Below are 17,739 nucleotides of genomic sequence, written 5' to 3'. Positions count from 1 at the left end.
TCGTCCTCAACGAACTGATCGCCCACGACGCCGAGACCCGCGCGCACATGCGCGTCCGCCAGTCGTTCACCGCGCTGGCCCTCGCCGACGAGGCCGGCCTCCGCCTCGGCCTTGCGGGCCTCCTCGATCTGCCGGCGGTGGGCGTCGAAGCGGGCGCGGGCCTCGGCGTACTGCCGCTCCCAGGTCTCGCGCTGCTCGTCGAAGCCCGGCAGCCACTCGCCCGTGTCGGCGTCGAAGCCCTCGGGGTACTTGTAGTTGCCCTGCTCGTCGTACTCGGCCGGCATCCCGTACAGGGTGGGGTCGAAGTCCTCTTCGTCCATCCCGGCGGCGCCCTCGTTGGCCTGCTTCAGCGACAGGCTGATGCGGCGCCGGTCGAGGTCGATGTCGATGATCTTCACGAAGATCTCGTCGCCGACCTGGACGACCTGCTCGGGGATCTCCACGTGGCGCTCGGCCAGCTCGGAGATGTGGACCAGGCCCTCGATGCCCTCCTCGACCCGGACGAACGCGCCGAACGGCACCAGCTTGGTGACGCGGCCCGGCACGACCTGGCCGATCTGGTGGGTGCGGGCGAACTGCTGCCAGGGGTCTTCCTGCGTGGCCTTGAGCGACAGGGAGACGCGCTCGCGCTCCATGTCGACGTCCAGGACCTCGACCGTGACCTCCTGGCCGACCTCGACGACCTCGGACGGGTGGTCGATGTGCTTCCAGGACAGCTCGGAGACGTGCACCAGACCGTCGACGCCGCCGAGGTCGACGAACGCGCCGAAGTTGACGATCGACGAGACGACGCCCTTGCGGACCTGGCCCTTCTGCAGGGTGTTGAGGAAGGTCTGGCGGACCTCGCTCTGCGTCTGCTCCAGCCAGGCGCGGCGGGACAGGACCACGTTGTTGCGGTTCTTGTCCAGCTCGATGATCTTGGCCTCGAGCTCGCGGCCCACGTAGGGCTGCAGGTCGCGGACGCGGCGCATCTCGACGAGCGACGCCGGCAGGAAGCCGCGCAGCCCGATGTCGAGGATGAGGCCGCCCTTGACGACCTCGATGACGGTACCGGTGACGATGCCGTCCTCGTCCTTGATCTTCTCGATCGTGCCCCAGGCGCGCTCGTACTGGGCGCGCTTCTTGGACAGGATCAGCCGACCTTCCTTGTCCTCCTTCTGGAGGACCAAGGCCTCGACGTGATCACCGACGGCGACGACCTCGTTCGGGTCGACGTCGTGCTTGATCGAGAGTTCCCGGGACGGGATGACGCCCTCGGTCTTGTAGCCGATGTCGAGGAGGACCTCGTCACGATCGACCTTGACGACAGTGCCTTCGACAATGTCGCCGTCGTTGAAGTACTTGATGGTCTCGTCGATCGCCGCGAGGAAGGCTTCCTCGGACCCGATGTCGTTGACCGCTACCTGCGGGGTGGTCGAGGTGGCCTCGGTGCTGCTCGTCATGTGTCGGCTGGCTCCGGTACGGACATGGAAGTCGTATGGGTTGTTGCGCGGCGGGCCTTGGTCTGCCCTGCCGAAGACCGGAAAGGAACGCGGGTCGCCCCGCGCCTGTGAACCGAACCGTTGTCGCCGACCTGACCGAGCGCGAGCCTGCTCCGTCCGAAGCACGCGCAAGCCCACAGCGCAGCGATCAGGATATGGGACCGAAACCCCCCGGGTCAATCCGGCCCCCGCCGCACCGGGTCATGATCGCGTCCCGAACGCGTCCGGATCGATCAGTAGACGCGCGCCATGCCCCGGTACTGCGGGGCGAGCGCGTCCTGCAGGCCGCGCGGGATCGTCACCGTGCCGGGGTCCCCGTCGGAGGTGTAGCGCTCCTGCGGGTGCCGGTCGAGGTACTCCAGCCACGCCGTCGAGCAGTACTTCTCGCAGTCGTTCTCCTTGATCTTGCCCTCCGACCGCACCCGCGGGATCGCCCACCGGTCGAACTCCTCCCCGAACGGGGACGGCGCGGGCCGCCAGCCCGCCAGGAACATGCCCTGGAACGCGTACCGGCCCCGCTCCTCGCGCGCCCACTCCTCCTTCTCGGGCGCGACCCCGAACGGGTAGGCGAGCGTCCCGGTGTGCGCGCCGGTGAGCTTGACGACCTCGTCCTCCAGCCCGCCGACCTCCTTGCGGACCGCGCCGGCGGACAGCCCGCCGAGGTTGGGGTGCGTCAGCGTGTGGTTGCCGAGGTCGTACCCGTGCTGCCGCAGCCACTGCAGCCCCGTCGACGCGTCGGCGCCCTTCAGGCCGAACATGTCCTTGTTCAGGTAGAAGGTCGCGGTCGGCCGGAACCCGGGGTTCTCCTTGGCGACCCGCTGGATGACGCCGACGGCCGTGTTCGCCTTCGGGGCGCCGTTCGCGTCGAGCGCGAAGTGCCCGGGCGTGCTGTCGTCGAACGTCAGGACGACCGGGTGCCGGCCGGCCGGCACGTTGATCCGCCCGCTCGCGAGCTCCGTCGCGGTGACGGGCGTGTACCCGCCCTTGGCGAGCCGCGTCAGCTCGTCGTACAGCTCCTTGGTCGACCGGTCCAGCGACTGCTCGGGCTTGTCGAGGATCCGGTGGTACATCAGCACCGGCACCTGGCCCAGCTCGTTGGCCTTCGCCGCCGCGGCGGCGGGCGCCGCCGCCCGGATCGGCGCCGTCGCCGACGCGCTCGGCGCCGCGCTCCCGCCGCCCGGCGCCGGCACGGCCGTCGCCCCGGCGCCCGGCCGCGCGGCCTTCTCCGCGTCGACCGGTTCGGCTTCCGCCGCCCCGGCCCGGCCGGCCTCGGCCGTGTTCCCGCCGTCGTCCCGCCGCGCTCCGGGCAGCACCAGCCCGAGGACGACGGCGCAGACGACCACGACTCCTGCGATCTTGTGAAGGAGCGGCATGTTCCCCCCGCCGGTCGACCCGAACAGGACCGGGGACAGCGTAGAACCCCGGACGATCTACGGACACCTCATCTCGTACCCGCATGATCCCCACGGAGCACCCGCGCCCCGGCCCTCATCCCGCCAAATCCGGAACCCGCGGGTACATGACACGACGTCCCCAGGCGTCCCGGACACGCCGCCGCCCGCGCCTTGCGGCCCGCGCGGCGACGTCTCCCATAAGATCAACTCGCCGACCCGCGTCGATCACCGGGGTACCCCTAACCCCGCTCCGACCTGCGCGTCCGCCCCTCGGACGGCCGACATTCCGCGACTTCCCCGGCACACCGGAACCGCGAACCCCGGACGTGCACGACGGTGCGGCACGTCCGGCGTTCGGGACGGGTCGGGGGGACGGGTCAGTGCGCGGCGTCCTGCCAGGTGCGGCCGGTGCCCATGGAGACCTCCAGCGGGGCGCGGAGCTCGTAGGCCCCCGCCATCTGGTCGCCGACGAGTTCCTTGACGCGGTCGAGCTCGCCGGGCGCGACCTCGAGGACCAGCTCGTCGTGCACCTGCAGCAGGACGCGGGACGCCAGGCCGTCGCCGCGCAGCGCACGGTCGACGTTGAGGCTCGCGACCTTGACGATGTCGGCGGCCGACCCCTGGATCGGGGCGTTGAGGGCCATCCGCTCCGCCATCTCGCGGCGCTGCCGGTTGTCGGAGTTCAGGTCCGGCAGGTAGCGGCGGCGGCCCAGGATCGTCTCGGTGTAGCCGTCGCGGCGGGCGCGGGCCACCACGTCGCGCAGGTAGTCGCGGACGCCGCCGAACTGCTCGAAGTACTCCTCCATCAGCCCCCGCGCCTCGTCGGGGGCGATCCGGAGCTGCTGCGACAGCCCGTACGCCGACAGGCCGTAGGCCAGCCCGTAGTTCATCGCCTTGATGCGGGCGCGCAGCTCGGAGTCGATCTGCTCCGGCGGCAGGCCGAACACGCGGGACGCGGTGATGGTGTGGAAGTCGGCGCCGGACCCGAACGCCTCGAGCAGCGCCTCGTCCTCCGACAGGTGCGCCATGATCCGCAGCTCGATCTGCGAGTAGTCGGCGGTCAGCAGCGTCTCGTAGCCGTCGCCGACGACGAACGCCTCGCGGATCCGGCGTCCCTCCTCGGTGCGGATCGGGATGTTCTGCAGGTTCGGGTCGGTGGACGACAGCCGCCCGGTCGCCGCGACCATCTGGTTGAACGTCGTGTGGATGCGGCCCGCGTCGTCGGCCATCGGGATGAGGGAGTCGACGATGCTCTTCAGCTTCGCGACCTCCCGCCACCGCAGGATGTGCTCCAGGACCGGGTGGCCCTCCTTCTCCAGCAGGTTGCTGAGCGCCTCGGAGTCGGTGGTGTAGCCGGTCTTGGTGCGCTTGGTCTTGGGCAGGTTCAGCTCGTCGAACAGCACCTGCTGCACCTGCTTCGGGGAGCCCAGGTTGAACTCCCGGCCCACCGCGTTGTGCGCGTCCTGCTCCTGCTGCTTGACCTGCCCGCCCAGCGTCGCCGACAGGCCCGCGAGGTGGTCGGCGTCCACGGCGATGCCCGCCCGCTCCATCCCGGCGAGGACGCCGACGAGCGGGAGCTCGACCTCGTGCAGCAGCCGGGTCGCGCCGCGCTTCTCCAGGTCGGCGTCCAGGACGTCGGCGAGTTCGGCGACCGCCCGCGCCCGGACGGCGAGCGCCTCCGCGGCCTCCTCCTCGCCGGACCCGTCCAGCGTGAGCTGGCCCGAGTCCTCGGCTTCGCCGCGCAGCTCCCGGTGCAGGTACCGCAGGGCGAGGTCGGCGAGGTCGAACGTGCGCTGCCCCGGCAGCGCCAGGTACGCGGCGAGGGCGGTGTCGCTGGTGAGCCCCTCCAGCGCGATGCCGCGCGCCGCGAGCGCCAGCATCGGGCCCTTCGCCTCGTGCATCGCCTTCGGGCGGGCCGCGTCGCCCAGGTAGCCGGCGAGGGCGCGCTCGTCGTCCTCGATCAGCTCCGCCGGGTCGAGGTGGACGGCCGGGCCGTCCTTGGACGCGAGCGCCAGCGCGGTGATCTCGCCGGTGCCGCGGCCCCACGACCCGGTGACGGCGACGCCGAGCCGCCCGCCGGCGTTCGCGTCCAGCCAGGCGCCCAGCGCCCCCGGCTCCAGCTCCTCGAGGTGGACGTCGAAGCCCTCGTCGGCCTCGGGCTCGGCGGCCTGGAGCGTGGAGTACAGCCGTTCCCGCAGCACCCGGAACTGCAGCGAGTCGAACAGGGTGTGGATCTCCTCGCGGTCCCACTGGCCCATCGACAGCTGCGGCGGCGTCAGCTCCAGCCCGACCTCCGTGTCGAGCCGGTTGATCTGGTGGTTGCGGATCACCCCGGCCAGGTGCTCGCGCAGGCTGTCGCCGGCCTTGCCCTTGATCTCGTCGACCCGCGCGACGAGGGTGTCGAGGTCGCCGAACTTGCCGAGCCACTTCGCGGCCGTCTTCGGGCCGACGCCCGGCACGCCCGGCAGGTTGTCGCTGCTCTCCCCCACCAGCGCGGCCAGCTCCCGGTACCGCTCCGGCGGCACCCCGTACTTGGCCTCCACGGCCGCCGGGTCCATCCGGGCGAGCTCCGACACGCCCTTCACCGGGTACAGGACCGTGACGTGCTCGTTCACCAGCTGGAACGCGTCCCGGTCGCCGGTGACGACCAGCGTCTCCATCCCGGCCTCGGACGCCTGCACCGACAGGGTGGCGATGATGTCGTCGGCCTCGAACCCCGCCACCGACATCCGCGGGATGCGCAGCGCGTCCAGCACCTCGAAGATCAGGCTCACCTGGCTGCGGAACTCGTCCGGCGTCTTCTGCCGGCCCGCCTTGTACTCCACGTACTGCTCGTGCCGGAACGTCGGCTCCGACCGGTCGAACGCCACCGCGATGTGGGTGGGCTGCTCGTCCCGCAGGACGTTGATGAGCATCGAGGTGAAGCCGTACACCGCGTTCGTCGGCTGCCCGTCGGTCGTGTTGAAGTTCTCGACCGGCAACGCGAAGAACGCCCGGTAGGCCAGGGAGTGCCCGTCGAGCAGGAGGAGCCGTTCACGCTTGTCAGGGGTCGCTGCTGTCATCGCCACAGCAGGACTCTAGTCTGCGCGTACGACAGTTTTGTGGAGGCGTAAGTGACTGACCCCAACGGCGTGACCTCCGAAGACCGCCCGGACGGCGGTGTCGGCGGCGGCACCGACGACCGCGCGAAGGTCATCGCCGAACTCGCCAAGTACGACGCGGGCACCGACCTCGCGAAGACGATGGGCATCGAGTACGTCGAGGCGACCGCCGAACGCGTCGTCGCCCGCATGCCCGTGAAGGGCAACACGCAGCCCTACGGCCTCCTGCACGGCGGCGCGTCCTGCGTCCTCGCCGAGTCCATCGGCTCCGTCGGCTCCGCCATCCACGCCGGTCCCGGCCGCATCGCCGTCGGCATCGAGATCAACGCCACCCACCACCGGTCCGCGACCGAGGGGTACGTCACGGGCGTCGCCACCCGCGCCCACGGCGGCCGCACCCTCGCCACCTACGACATCGTCATCACCGACGAGCAGGACCGCCGCGTCTGCACCGCGCGCCTGACCTGCATGCTGCGCGACGCCCCCGGATCCTGACCCGGACACCCGCGGGTTTCGCGGGACCTTTGCGGCGGGACGCCGCACCTCTGTACCGTGGCTCGGAACGGCCCGGGATCACCGAGTAGACAACGTACGCGCCGGGGAAGGCCCGTACGGCCCCAAAGGTGATCCCGGGTCAACGTCTGTCCGGACGTCCGCGGGCACGCGGCACGCGACCGGCGCAGACGCGCGAACGCCCGCCGGGACCGGTTCGTCCGGTCCCGGCGGGCGTGGCGCGGCCTCGTCAGTCCTCGGACTTCTCGGCCTTCTCCGGCTTCCCGGCCTTCCCGGCCGAACCCTTCTCGTCGGACGGCCCGCCGGACACGTCGGCGTCCTTCACGGCCCCCGGCTTCACCGGCCCGTCCGAGCCCTCCGGCCCGTCCGCGCCGCCGCCGGCACCGCCGCCGGACGCCGCATCGCCCAGGTCACCGCCCAGGTACGCCGCACGGACCTGCGGGTCGTCCAGCAGATCCGCCGCGGCCGCCGTCTTCACCACGCGCCCCGTCTCCAGGACGTACGCACGGTGCGCGATCTGCAGCGCCTGCTGGGCGTTCTGCTCCACCAGCAGCACCGTCGTGCCCCGCCGGTTGATCTCCTCGATGATCGAGAAGATCTGCTGCACCAGCATCGGCGCGAGCCCCATCGACGGCTCGTCCAGCAGCAGCACCTTCGGCTTCGCCATCAGCGCCCGGCCGATCGCCAGCATCTGCTGCTCGCCGCCCGACATCGTGCCGCCCGCCTGCGACTTGCGCTCCGCCAGCCGCGGGAACAGCTCGTACGCCTCCTTCAGCTCCTTCGACGGATCGTCCTTGCGGGCGTACGCGCCCATCAGCAGGTTCTCCTCGACCGTCATGCCGGGGAAGATCCCCCGGCCCTCCGGCGCCTGCCCGATGCCCACCAGGACCCGCTTGTGGCCCGGCATCCTGCTGATGTCCGTCCCGTCGAACCGGATCGCGCCCGCCGACAGCTCCCGCAGCCCCGACACCGTCTTCAGCGTCGTCGTCTTGCCCGCGCCGTTCGCGCCGATCAGCGTGACGATCTCACCCCGGTCGACCGACACGCTGATGCCCTTCAGCGCCGCGATCTTCCCGTAGTGGACGTGGATGTCATCGATCTCAAGAAGCATCGGCCGGAGCCCCCAGATACGCCTCAATGACCCGCGGGTCGTTCTGCACCTCGGCCGGCAGCCCGTCCGCGATCTTCTGACCGAAGTCCAGCACCGCCACCCGATCGCTGATCCCCATCACCAGGCCCATGTCGTGCTCGATCAGCAGCACGGTCACCCCGGTGTCGCGGATCTTGCGGATCAGCTCCTGCAGCGCCACCTTCTCCGCCGGGTTCATCCCGGCCGCGGGCTCGTCCAGCAGGAGCAGCTTCGGATTCGTCGCCAGCGCCCGCGCGATCTCCAGGCGCCGCTGGTCGCCGTACGGCAGGTTCTTCGCCAGCTCCGCGGACCGGTGCGGAATCCCCACCAGCTCCAGCAGCTCGGCGGCCCGCTCCCGGCCCTGCCGCTCCTCGCGGCGATGCCACGGCAGCCCGAGCGCCGCACCGACGAAACCCGTCCGATGATGCGCGTCCGTACCGACCAGGACGTTCTCCACGGCCGTCATGTTGTGGAACAGCCGGACGTTCTGGAACGTGCGCGCCACGCCCAGCTTCGTCACCGTGAACCGCTTCTTGCCGTCGATCCGGTTCCCGTCGAACACGACCGCGCCCTCGGACGGCCGGTACACGCCGGTCGTCACGTTGAACACCGTCGTCTTGCCCGCACCGTTCGGCCCGATCAGCGCGAAGATCTCGCCCTTGCGGATCTCGATGTCGACCTTGTTCAGGGCCACGACGCCGCCGAACCGCATGACGACGTCCCGCAGTGCGAGCAGCACCGTGCCCTCGTCCGCGTCCTTCACTTGGTCACCTCCGCCGCGGCCCCGGTCTGCTGCTCGCCGACCTCGGCGCCCATATGGCCCATACCGCCGCCGCCTTCGGCCAGCTCCGCCTTCCGCTGCCGGGACGGCCACAGCCCCTCCGGCCGGAAGATCATCATGACCACCAGGGCGGCACCGAAGATCAGCATCCGGTAGTCCTCCAGGAACCGGAACCGCTCCGGCAGCCACGCCACCACGAACGCCCCCAGCATCGCGCCCGGGATGCTCCCCGAACCGCCCAGCACCACCGCCGCCAGCACCAGCGCCGACACCATGAACTCGAAGTTCGTCGGCAGGATCGACGTCTGCTTCGCCGCGAACACCACGCCGCCGCTGCCGCCGATCGCCGCACCGATCGCGAACGCCGCCAGCTTGAACCGGAACGTCGGCACGCCCATCAGCTCCGCCGCGTCCTCGTCCTCCCGGATCGACGTCCACGCCCGGCCGACCCGCGACTTCTCCAGCCGCCGCACGAAGATGATCGCCAGAACGATGAAGAAGACCAGCATGTAGTAGTACGGCCGCGAATCCAGGATCCCGTAACTGAACGGCTGCACGCCGAAGATCTCCCACTCCGACAACGTCGGAGGATGCGGGATCCCCTGCACGCCGCGAGGACCGTTCACGTAGTCGCTGTTGTTCGCCGTCCGCTTGACGATCTCGCCGAACCCCAGCGTCACGATCGCCAGGTAGTCGCCCCGCAACCGCAGCGTCGGCGCACCCAGGATCACCCCGGACGCCGCCGCGAACACGATCGCCAGGACCAGCGTCTCCCAGAAACTCCAGTCGTACTTCACCGCGAAGATCGCGATGGTGTACCCGCCGACCGCGTAGAACGCCACGTACCCGAGGTCCAGCAGACCCGCCATGCCGACCACGACGTTCAGGCCGATCGCCAGCAGCACATAGATCGCGATCTGGTCGCTGAGCATCGACGCCCAGTCCGCACCGCTCGGCGCCATGAAACTGCCGATCGCCTGATGCGGCAGCAGCAGCGCACCGATGATCAGCAGGACGTACACGCCCCAGCGCTGCCACCCGGCCGCGCCCGCCCACCAGTCGCGCAGCGGATCCAGGGACAGACCGCCGCCGTTGCTCTTCGAGGGAAGCTTCTTCGTCATGTTCATGCGCGCGCCCGCTGCAGAGACTCACCGAGAATGCCGGTGGGACGGAACATCAGAATCAGGATCAGCAGCGTGAACGCCACGACGTCCCGCCACTCCGAACCGAAGATGCTCGAGCCGTACATCTCCAGCAGCCCCAGCACGAACCCGCCGACCAGCGCACCGCGGATGTTCCCGATACCGCCGAGGACCGCCGCCGTGAACGCCTTGATGCCCAGCAGGAAGCCCACGAAGTACTCCGTCTGCTCGAACCGCAGGAAGTACAGCGCGGCCGCCACGCCCGCCATCACGCCGCCCACCACGAACGTCACCGACACCACCCGGTCGATGTTCACGCCCATCAGCACCGCGGTCTCCGGGTCCTGCGCCGTCGAACGGATGCCCCGCCCCAGCCGCGTCCGGTTCACGAACTGATCCAGCGCCACCATCATCAGCACCGCGCCGAAGAAAATGATCAACGCCACGTTCGTGATCTCGATCGGACCGATCGAGATCACCGTCGTCATCTCCCGGAAATGCTCGCTGACCGGAAGCTTGCCGCCCTCCTTCGACGTCCCGAAGATCCACGGCACCAGCACCGTCGCGAACAACTGCTGGATGAAGATCGACGCGCCGATCGCCGAGATCAGCGCCGCCAGCCGCGACGCCCCCCGTTTCCGCAGCGGCCGGTAGGCCACCACCTCGAGCAGCATCGCGCCGCCACCGGCCACGGCGCCGGCCACCACCCCGCACAACGCCACCACGCCGATGAGCGCGATCCCGTTCAGGTCCGAGACGCCCAGCCCGCGCACCGTCCACAGGGCCGCGAACGTCCCCGCCATGAAGATGTCGGCATGAGCGAAGTTGATCAGCCGGAGCACGCCGTAGACCATCGTGTAGCCGAGCGCCAGGAGAGCATAGATCGCCCCCAGCGACAGCCCGTCGATGGTCGACGGCCAGAATTGATTGATGAAGTCGTCGAGCACCTTTGGTCGCCCTTTGTGAAAAGGAGCGGGAGCGCTGTAGCGCTCCCGCTCCCGCGCCATCAGGGAGGTCGTTCGAACGGCGTGGTGACGCCCTACGAGACCTTCGCTTCGTTCGCGTTGCCGAGGAGCTTGATCACGTTGCCCTGCACCTCGTAGATGAAGATGTCCTGCGCGGCCAGCTCACCGTTCTGGTCGAACTTGATCGGCTTCCCGACCCCGTCGAAGCTCACCGTCTTGAGGAACTCGTTGATCTCCTCGGGCTTGGTGTTGCCGGCCTTCACGGCCTCGATGAACGCCGTCGCGGCGTCGTACCCCTCCGTCGAGTAGATCGCGACCTCGGAACCGAACTTCGCCTTGTAGTCGTCCGCGAACTTCTTCGCGTTCGCGTTCGTCTCACCGGCGGTGTCGATCAGGCAGCCGCAGCTCAGCAGCGCCCCCTGCGCGTTCTCCTGGCCGGTGCCCGTGATGAGCTCCTTCGCCAGCGACCCGTCGCCCGACATCATCTTGCCCTCGTAGCCGGCCTCCGCCAGCTGCTTGAACAGGCGCCCCGCCACCGCGTAGTAGCCGCCGAAGTACACCGCGTCCGGCTTGAAGTCCATGATCTTGTTGACGGTCGACGAGTAGTCCGTCGCGTTGTCGTCCACCGCGTCGGTCTGCGTCGTCACGCCCTTGGCCTTCACCGCCGCGCCGATCGCGTCGGCCAGGCCCTTGCCGTAGTCCTGGTTGTCGTGGACCGTGAAGACCTTCTTCGCGCCCGCCGAGCCGCTCAGGAAGGTCGCGGCGCCCGTGCTCTGCACCGCGTCGTCGGCCACCACCCGGTGCCAGTACTTCCAGCCCTTCTCCGCGAGCGTGATGCTCGTCGCCGACGGCGACACGCTCGGGATCTTCGCCTCCTCCAGGATCGGCCCCACGCTCTGGGACTCGCCCGAGAAGGCCGGGCCGATCAGCCCGACGATCTTGTCGTTCTTCACCGCGCCCAGCGCCAGCGTCGTCGCCTGCTCCGGCTTCCCCTGGCTGTCATAGGTCTTGAGGTTGATCTTGACCTCGGGGTTGGTGGCGTTGTACTGCTCGATCGCCAGCTCGGCGCCCTGCTTGGGCGGAATCACCAGACCCGAGTTCTCCCCGGTCAGGTCTCCCATGAACCCGATCGTGATCGAGTCGCCGTCGCCCGAGCCGCCGCCGTCGTCGCCGCACGCCACGGCGCCGAGCGCGAGCACCGCGCTCATCGCCACCGCGCCGGCGACCCTCATCATGTTGCGCCGCAAGGTGCCCAGCCTTTCCATCCGGATCCGGGAAGGGATCGGGTACGAGTCATGGCCCCGGGCGCGACATGTTCCCGTGGATGGGGAGATATCGGTCACTCGGGGACCAGCTATGTCGTACACCGAGGACCCGACACAGAACAGCACCCCCGGATAGAAGGGTTACTCGTTCGTTACTCCCCCGTGCTCATCGGGATCCGCGCAACCAACAGCGACGATTACACAGAGTCACGGATGTGGCCGGTCCGGCGCACACGCATTGGCCCTTGACAACGCGCGAAATAACGACGAGAGGAGTCAGGACTCGGCGGACTCCCCGCCCGCACCGGCGACGACCGCCTCGGCGACGGCCCGCATCGTGAGCCGCCGGTCCATGGACGTCTTCTGGATCCACCGGAACGCCTCGGGCTCCGTCCACCCGTGCGCCTCCTGCAGCAGCCCCTTCGCCCGGTCGACGACCTTGCGCGTCTCCAGCCGCTCCTGCAGCCCCGCGACCTCCGCCTCGAGCGCCCGCATCTCGGTGTACCGGCTGACCGCCATCTCGATCGCCGGCGCCAGGTCCGTCTTCGAGAACGGCTTCACCAGGTAGGCCATCGCGCCCGCATCGGTGGCGCGCTGCACCAGCTCCCGCTGCGAGAACGCGGTGAGGATGACGACGGGAGCGATCCGCTCGGCCGAGATCCGCTCGGCGGCCGAGATCCCGTCGAGCACCGGCATCTTGACGTCCAGGATCACCAGATCGGGCTTCAGGTCCGACGCGAGCCGGACGGCCGCCTCGCCGTCCCCGGCCTCGCCCACGACCTCGTAGCCGTCCTCCTGCAGCATCTCCTTGAGGTCCAGCCGGATCAGGGCCTCGTCTTCTGCGATCACAACTCGCCGAGCGCTCTCCGTCACGCGCACGAGACTACCGGGACGCGCTACCCTGGTCCTCGGCGCCCCTATCGGGGCGCGACAGGCCAGCACAACCAAATGTCCGTTTTATCAGGACAAATGCCCCGATATCCCAACGGCAGAGGAAATGGCCTCAAAATCCATAAAGTGTGGGTTCGAATCCCACTCGGGGCACTTTTATTCAATCGTCGCCTACTGAGGCGGCGATTTTCATTACCTCCGAAGAGGCGATACTCGAACGAGCGCGGCCCTCCACCTTCGAGAGCACAGCGCCGATAGATCCGGCATCCCGCCCATTATTCGGACGGCGGACCGCAGCGGACCGACTCGGACGCGGCGCTCGACGCCGCACAGCACCCAGAACCGGCCGCTACGATACTTGACCTTCACTTTGCTCCCCAATCGCGCCATATCTATACATACGGTTAGCGACCAAAACTGTCGGTGGCGAGAGCAAGACTTGCCGCATGTATCCAGAAGAGATCGTTCAGCAGGCTCTGAAGCTCTCCCAGGAAGGCTGGACGGACCGTGAGGTGGCTCGTCGCTGCGGCGTGTCGATCGCTGCGGTTCGTAAGTGGCGGTACGGAATCCGGCGTCACAAGCGCGGTCCCTCTTGGGGAGAGCCATACGACGGTCGCATCAAGCGAGACTGCCCACGGTGCCACGGCCGCTTGCTGAACGGCCGAAGTTACGCGTACCTGCTCGGCGTCTACCTCGGCGATGGACATATCGTGGCGACCACCAAAGGTTGCTATCGCCTCTCGCTGAGTTGTAGTGCCGCGTGGCCGGGGCTCATCGACGCCGCCGAGCTGGCCATGGCGACCGTCATGCCACTGTCCAAAGTCCACCGGCGACCCCGCCAGGGCTCGATCGATGTAGAGAGCCAATCGAAGCACTGGCCGTGCCTATTCCCACAGCACGGGCCAGGGCGGAAACACGAACGGAAGATCGAGCTCGCCGACTGGCAGCAGGCGATCGCCGACGAGTTCACCGAGGAGCTCGTGCGGGGGCTCATCCACTCGGACGGCTGCCGCAGCATGAATCGGGTGCGGCGGCCGGTCGGAGGTGAGGATCGCTGGTACGAGTACCCCCGGTACAACTTCACGAACGAGTCCATGGACATCCAGAAGATCTTCACGGACGCGCTGGACCGGCTCGGGATCGCGTGGAGGCAGATGAACCGAAAGAACGTGTCCGTGGCGCGGCGGGAGGCGGTGGCGCGGTTGGACGAGTTCGTGGGGCCGAAGTACTAGGGGGTTGGCCGGAGCGAGCTCTAATCGAGATCCCGTGGTGATGTGCCGGGCGGCGCGGTGCCGCCCGGCGGTCGGTCAGTGCTGGGTGCCGATCGCGTCGCCGATGATGTGGACGCGCAGGGAGTTGGTCGAGCCCGGGGTGCCGGGGGGCGAGCCCGCGACGACGACGACGCGGTCGCCCTTCTGGGCGCGGCCGAGTTCGAGGAGCGCCTGCTCGACCTGGCCGAACATCGCGTCGGTGTGGTCGACCTGGGGGACGATGAAGGTCTCGACTCCCCAGACGTGCGCGAGGCGTCCTCGGACGGCGGGGACCGAGGTGAACGCGAGGAGCGGGATGGGCGAGCGGTAGCGGGAGAGGCGGCGGGCCGTTTCGCCGGACATGGTGAAGGCGGCGAGGGCCTCGGCGCCGACGATGGCGCCGACCTCGGCGGCGGCGCGGGCGATGGCGCCGCCGACGGTCTCGGGCATGCGCTCGAGGGTGTGGGTGGCCTGGAGTGCGGCCTCTTCGGCGGTGCAGACGATGCGGCTCATCGTCTGGACGGACTCGATGGGGTACTGGCCGACGCTGGTCTCGCCGGAGAGCATGACGGCGTCGGCGCCCTCGAAGACGGCGTTGGCGACGTCGGAGGTCTCGGCGCGGGTGGGGCGGGGCGCGGAGATCATGGATTCGAGCATCTGGGTGGCGACGATGACCGGGCGGGCCTTCTCGCGGCAGAGCTCGATGGCGCGCTTCTGGACGATGGGCACTTGTTCGAGGGGGAGTTCGACGCCGAGGTCGCCGCGGGCGACCATGATGCCGTCGAAGGCGGCGACGATCTCGGGGAGGCGTTCGACGGCCTGCGGCTTCTCGATCTTGCCGATGAGGGGGACGCGGACGCCTTCCTCTTCCATGATCTGGTAGCAGATGTCGGCGTCGGCGGGGGTGCGGACGAAGGAGAGGGCGACGAGGTCGACGCCGAGGCGCAGGGCCCAGCGGAGGTCTTCTTCGTCCTTGTCGGTGAGGGCGGGGACGCTGACCGGGACGCCGGGCAGGTTGAGGCCCTTGTTGTCGGAGACCATGCCGCCGACGGTGACGGTGGTGCGGACGCGGGGGCCGTCGACGTCGGTGACGCGGAGGGCGACGCGGCCGTCGTCGATGAGGACGGTGTCGCCGGCGGAGACGTCGCCGGGGAGGCCCTTGTAGGTGGTGGAGACTTCGCGGCGGGTGCCGGGGACGTCCTCGGTGGTGATGGTGAATTCGTCGCCGAGGGTGAGGCGGACGGGGCCGTCGGGGAATCGGCCGATGCGGATCTTGGGGCCCTGGAGGTCCGCGAGGATGCCGACGCCGCGTCCGGTGGCGTCGGCGGCGGCCCTGATGCGGTGGTAGACCTCTTCGTGGGTGGCGTGGTCGCCGTGGCTCATGTTGAGCCGGGCGACGTCGATGCCGGCTTCCACGAGGGCGTTGATCTGCTCGGTGCTGGAGCAGGCGGGGCCGATGGTGCTGACTATTTTCGCTCGACGGGTCACGGTCACAACCGTACTTAGTTACTGGTGGGTACGGTTATTTCTGCAGGATGCGGTCCCCCAGGGTTCACCGATTGGTCTAGGACAAGGTCTAGACCACGGCCTTGAACGCGTCGACGGCCGCCTGGCAGAAGGCTTTGAGGTCGTCGGGCTTGCGGCTGGACACCAGTACGTTGGGTCCGCCTTCGCAGATCTTCACCTCTTCGTCGACCCACGTGGCGCCGGCGTTGCGCAGGTCGGTCTGGAGGCTGGGCCACGAGGTGATCGTACGCCCGCGGACGACGTCGGCCTCGATGAGCGTCCAGGGGCCGTGGCAGATGACGGCGACGGGCTTGCCGGCGTCGAAGAACGACCTGGCGAACTCGACGGCCTTCGGCTGCATGCGGAGGAAGTCGGGGTTGGCGACGCCTCCTGGCAGGACGAGGGCCTGGTAGGCGGTGTGGTCGGTGTCGTCGACGGTGGCGTGGACGGGGAAGGTGTCCGCCTTGTCGAGGTGGTCGAACGCCTGGATCTCGCCGGTCTGGGTGGAGACGAGGCGGGGCGTGCCGCCCGCCTGCTCGATGGCCGTCCAGGGTTCGGTCAGCTCGACCTGTTCGGTGCCTTCGGGGGCGCAGAGGAACGCGATCGTCGCGCCCTGCAGGTCGGTCGCCATGATGACCTCCGTTTCGTCGGGTTCTTCTGTGGCCGTGCCCGTCGGCGGGGGGTGGTATGCAGGGTGTTGTGAACGCCACGAACTATCGGGAGGTGCCGGCGCGCGGGTCGGCGGGTTTGGTGTGCGCGTGGTCGGCGTCGTTGCCGGTGGGCGCGGAGCCGGTCGTGCAGCGGGTCGTGCCGGACGGGTGCGTGGATCTGATCTGGTGGGGTTCGGAGATCATGGTGGCGGGTCCGGACACGGGGCCGATGCCGGCGGTGATGCGGCCGGGCGACGCGGTGGCGGCGGTGCGGTTCGGTCCGGGGGCGGCGCCGCCGGTGCTGGGGGTGCCGGGGGACGCGGTGCGGGACGTGCGGGTGTCGCTGCGGGAGTTGTGGGGCGGGGAGGCGGACCGGCTCGTGGAGGCCGTGGCGGCGGCGGGACGGCCGCGGGAGCGGCGGTCGGTGCTGGTGCGGGCGGTCGAGGAGCGGGCGCGGGGGCCGGTGGATCCGCTGGTCCCGGCGGTGGTGGCGGGGCTGGCGCGGGGTTCGGTGGGGGCCGTGGCGGACGCGGTGGGGTTGAGCGAGCGGCAGTTGCGGCGGCGTTCGCTGGCGGCGTTCGGGTACGGGCCGAAGGTGTTGCAGCGGGTGCTGCGGTTCCAGCGGGGGTTGCGGCTGGTGCGGGCGGGGCGGCCGGCGGCGGAGGCGGCGTACGAGGCGGGGTTCGCCGACCAGGCGCATTTCGCGCACGAGGTCCGGAACCTGGCGGGCACGCCGCTCCGCGACCTGGTCTAGCCGTCGAGGCGGCCGTGGGCCCGTAGGAGGAGGAGCCGTTCGACGGTCTGGACGCCGCGCCATTCGTGGCGGGTGATCGGGGTCCAGGCGGGGAAGTCGATGTCCCAGCCGCCGTCGTCGCGCTGGGCGTCGGCGAGCGCGTCGAGTTCGGCGTCGATGACGTTGCGGGGGTGGAGGCGGGCGCCGAGGCCGTCGGGGCGGGGTGCGAAGTCGAGGGCGGTGTGGTGGTCGCTCTGGACGGCGGCGAGGGCGTCGCGGTGGCGGGTGAACGCGGCCTCGGCGCGGTCGCGGTCGGGGACGTGGTCGAGGAAGGTGAGGACGGCGAGGACGTCGTAGGCGCCGAACTCGAGCCCGGTGCGGTCGAGGTGGCGCCAGCAGAAGTCGGTGGCGGTCTTGAGCCAGGGGTGGTCGGCGCCGGCGCGGTGCAGGAGGCCGGCGAGGCTGGCGGTGGGGTTGATGGCGGCGGGCGGGTCGTCGGGGGTCTGCCACCAGGGGGCGCGGGGCGCGTCGCGGACGGTCGGCAGGACGAACGGCACTCCGCCGTCGGGCGTGGTGATGGTGGCGAGGTGGTCGGCGATGCGGGTGACGGCGGGGTCGTCGTCGGCGCCGGCCTCGTGGAGGATCTCCAGGGCGTGCTGGGCGGGGACGGGCTGGCTGGCTGCGCCGCGCAGGTCGGGTTCGAGGGCGTTGCCGTAGCCGCCGTCGGGGTTCTCGTAGGGGCGGAGGGCGGCGAGGACGGGTGCGGGCGTGCCGCCGTGGAAGTGCAGGGCGAAGCGGTGGCGGTCTATGACGCGGGCGTTGAGGAGCATGAACTCCCAGGCTCGTTCGATGTGTTCGCTGGTCAAGGTCTTCATGGTGGCCACCGTAGAGCGGTGTCCGGGGCGGGTCTTGTAGGAAACGGCCGTGGGCCCGGCGCG

At 69.8% G+C, this 17,739-nt stretch carries 15 protein-coding genes and 1 tRNA gene; 4 read left to right on the top strand and 12 right to left on the bottom strand.

The window, feature by feature from the left end; translation table 11 throughout:
* From rpsA to polA, 3 genes are all read right to left on the bottom strand, one after another.
* Positions 1–1,442: 30S ribosomal protein S1 (gene rpsA, locus AB0L25_RS38730; protein ID WP_500178345.1), on the bottom strand; the 1,442-nt coding region annotated here is incomplete at its 3' end.
* A 272-nt stretch (positions 1,443–1,714) separates the two neighbouring features.
* Complete coding sequence (locus tag AB0L25_RS38725) at positions 1,715–2,854, bottom strand: polysaccharide deacetylase family protein (RefSeq protein ID WP_500178343.1); 1,140 nt, start codon at positions 2,852–2,854, stop codon at positions 1,715–1,717.
* 398 nt (positions 2,855–3,252) lie between these two features.
* Positions 3,253–5,943 (bottom strand): DNA polymerase I, encoded by a 2,691-nt coding sequence (gene polA, locus AB0L25_RS38720; protein ID WP_500178341.1) that lies wholly within the window; start codon positions 5,941–5,943, stop codon positions 3,253–3,255.
* Between the two features lie 126 nt (positions 5,944–6,069).
* Here polA and AB0L25_RS38715 point away from each other — a divergent pair, with 126 nt between their 5' ends.
* Positions 6,070–6,471 (top strand): PaaI family thioesterase, encoded by a 402-nt coding sequence (locus AB0L25_RS38715; protein ID WP_500178349.1) that lies wholly within the window; start codon positions 6,070–6,072, stop codon positions 6,469–6,471.
* Positions 6,472–6,718: 247 nt separating this feature from the next.
* Here the strand turns inward: AB0L25_RS38715 and AB0L25_RS38710 are convergent, their stop codons facing one another.
* The 6 genes from AB0L25_RS38710 to AB0L25_RS38685 all read right to left on the bottom strand — a co-directional run bounded on the left by AB0L25_RS38710 (position 6,719) and on the right by AB0L25_RS38685 (position 12,650).
* Complete coding sequence (locus AB0L25_RS38710) at positions 6,719–7,600, bottom strand: ABC transporter ATP-binding protein (protein ID WP_500178340.1); 882 nt, start codon at positions 7,598–7,600, stop codon at positions 6,719–6,721.
* Positions 7,590–8,330 carry an ABC transporter ATP-binding protein gene (locus AB0L25_RS38705; protein WP_500178347.1) on the bottom strand — a complete coding sequence of 247 codons (741 nt, stop codon included), beginning with the start codon at positions 8,328–8,330 and terminating at the stop codon, positions 7,590–7,592. Before AB0L25_RS38705 ends, AB0L25_RS38710 begins: the two co-directional genes overlap by 11 nt.
* Before the next feature lie 47 nt (positions 8,331–8,377).
* Positions 8,378–9,526 (bottom strand): branched-chain amino acid ABC transporter permease, encoded by a 1,149-nt coding sequence (locus AB0L25_RS38700; RefSeq protein ID WP_500178339.1) that lies wholly within the window; start codon positions 9,524–9,526, stop codon positions 8,378–8,380.
* Positions 9,523–10,488 (bottom strand): branched-chain amino acid ABC transporter permease, encoded by a 966-nt coding sequence (locus AB0L25_RS38695; RefSeq protein WP_500178337.1) that lies wholly within the window; start codon positions 10,486–10,488, stop codon positions 9,523–9,525. The genes AB0L25_RS38700 and AB0L25_RS38695 overlap by 4 nt, the downstream gene beginning before the upstream one ends.
* A 92-nt stretch (positions 10,489–10,580) precedes the next feature.
* On the bottom strand, positions 10,581–11,741 hold the full coding sequence (locus AB0L25_RS38690; protein ID WP_500178335.1) for a branched-chain amino acid ABC transporter substrate-binding protein: 1,161 nt from the start codon (positions 11,739–11,741) through the stop codon (positions 10,581–10,583).
* Positions 11,742–12,047: 306 nt separating this feature from the next.
* The gene (locus tag AB0L25_RS38685) at positions 12,048–12,650 is read right to left on the bottom strand and encodes an ANTAR domain-containing response regulator (RefSeq protein ID WP_500178333.1); all 603 of its coding nucleotides are present in this window, start codon (positions 12,648–12,650) and stop codon (positions 12,048–12,050) included.
* Positions 12,651–12,742: 92 nt separating this feature from the next.
* On the opposite strand from AB0L25_RS38685, the gene AB0L25_RS38680 reads away from it, so the two are divergent.
* Together AB0L25_RS38680 and AB0L25_RS38675 are read left to right on the top strand one after the other, a co-directional pair.
* A tRNA-Leu gene (locus AB0L25_RS38680) sits at positions 12,743–12,815 on the top strand.
* Positions 12,816–13,108: 293 nt separating this feature from the next.
* Positions 13,109–13,894 carry a helix-turn-helix domain-containing protein gene (locus AB0L25_RS38675; RefSeq protein WP_500178331.1) on the top strand — a complete coding sequence of 262 codons (786 nt, stop codon included), beginning with the start codon at positions 13,109–13,111 and terminating at the stop codon, positions 13,892–13,894.
* 75 nt (positions 13,895–13,969) lie between these two features.
* Here AB0L25_RS38675 and pyk read toward each other — a convergent pair whose 3' ends face one another.
* Positions 13,970–15,400: a pyruvate kinase gene (gene pyk / locus AB0L25_RS38670; RefSeq protein WP_500178329.1), complete on the bottom strand. Its 1,431-nt coding sequence runs from the start codon at positions 15,398–15,400 to the stop codon at positions 13,970–13,972.
* 88 nt (positions 15,401–15,488) lie between these two features.
* Entirely contained in the window at positions 15,489–16,049 is a 561-nt protein-coding gene (locus AB0L25_RS38665; RefSeq protein WP_500178327.1) for a type 1 glutamine amidotransferase domain-containing protein, read from the bottom strand.
* 68 nt (positions 16,050–16,117) lie between these two features.
* On the opposite strand from AB0L25_RS38665, the gene AB0L25_RS38660 reads away from it, so the two are divergent.
* The gene (locus tag AB0L25_RS38660) at positions 16,118–16,822 is read left to right on the top strand and encodes a helix-turn-helix transcriptional regulator (protein WP_500178325.1); all 705 of its coding nucleotides are present in this window, start codon (positions 16,118–16,120) and stop codon (positions 16,820–16,822) included.
* Here AB0L25_RS38660 and AB0L25_RS38655 read toward each other — a convergent pair.
* A complete protein-coding gene (locus tag AB0L25_RS38655; RefSeq protein ID WP_500178323.1) occupies positions 16,819–17,676 on the bottom strand; it encodes a hypothetical protein in 858 nt (285 codons plus the stop codon). The genes AB0L25_RS38660 and AB0L25_RS38655 overlap by 4 nt on opposite strands.
* Between the last annotated feature and the right edge of the window lie 63 nt (positions 17,677–17,739).

The sequence above is a fragment of the Spirillospora sp. NPDC052242 genome, from assembly GCF_040679555.1.
Classification (GTDB): Bacteria; Actinomycetota; Actinomycetes; order Streptosporangiales; family Streptosporangiaceae; genus Spirillospora.
The sequence above is the reverse complement of the archived record's forward strand: the minus strand, read 5'-3'. Positions and strand labels throughout refer to the sequence as shown.

Coding starts and splice junctions, on each gene's coding strand:
- AB0L25_RS38725 (WP_500178343.1), bottom strand. CDS start 2,854: ATGCCGCTCCTTCACAAGATCGCAGGAGTCGTGGTCGTCTGCGCCGTC.
- AB0L25_RS38710 (WP_500178340.1), bottom strand. CDS start 7,600: ATGCTTCTTGAGATCGATGACATCCACGTCCACTACGGGAAGATCGCG.
- AB0L25_RS38705 (WP_500178347.1), bottom strand. CDS start 8,330: ATGCGGTTCGGCGGCGTCGTGGCCCTGAACAAGGTCGACATCGAGATC.
- AB0L25_RS38700 (WP_500178339.1), bottom strand. CDS start 9,526: ATGAACATGACGAAGAAGCTTCCCTCGAAGAGCAACGGCGGCGGTCTG.
- AB0L25_RS38690 (WP_500178335.1), bottom strand. CDS start 11,741: ATGATGAGGGTCGCCGGCGCGGTGGCGATGAGCGCGGTGCTCGCGCTC.
- AB0L25_RS38675 (WP_500178331.1), top strand. CDS start 13,109: ATGTATCCAGAAGAGATCGTTCAGCAGGCTCTGAAGCTCTCCCAGGAA.
- AB0L25_RS38665 (WP_500178327.1), bottom strand. CDS start 16,049: ATGGCGACCGACCTGCAGGGCGCGACGATCGCGTTCCTCTGCGCCCCC.
- AB0L25_RS38655 (WP_500178323.1), bottom strand. CDS start 17,676: ATGAAGACCTTGACCAGCGAACACATCGAACGAGCCTGGGAGTTCATG.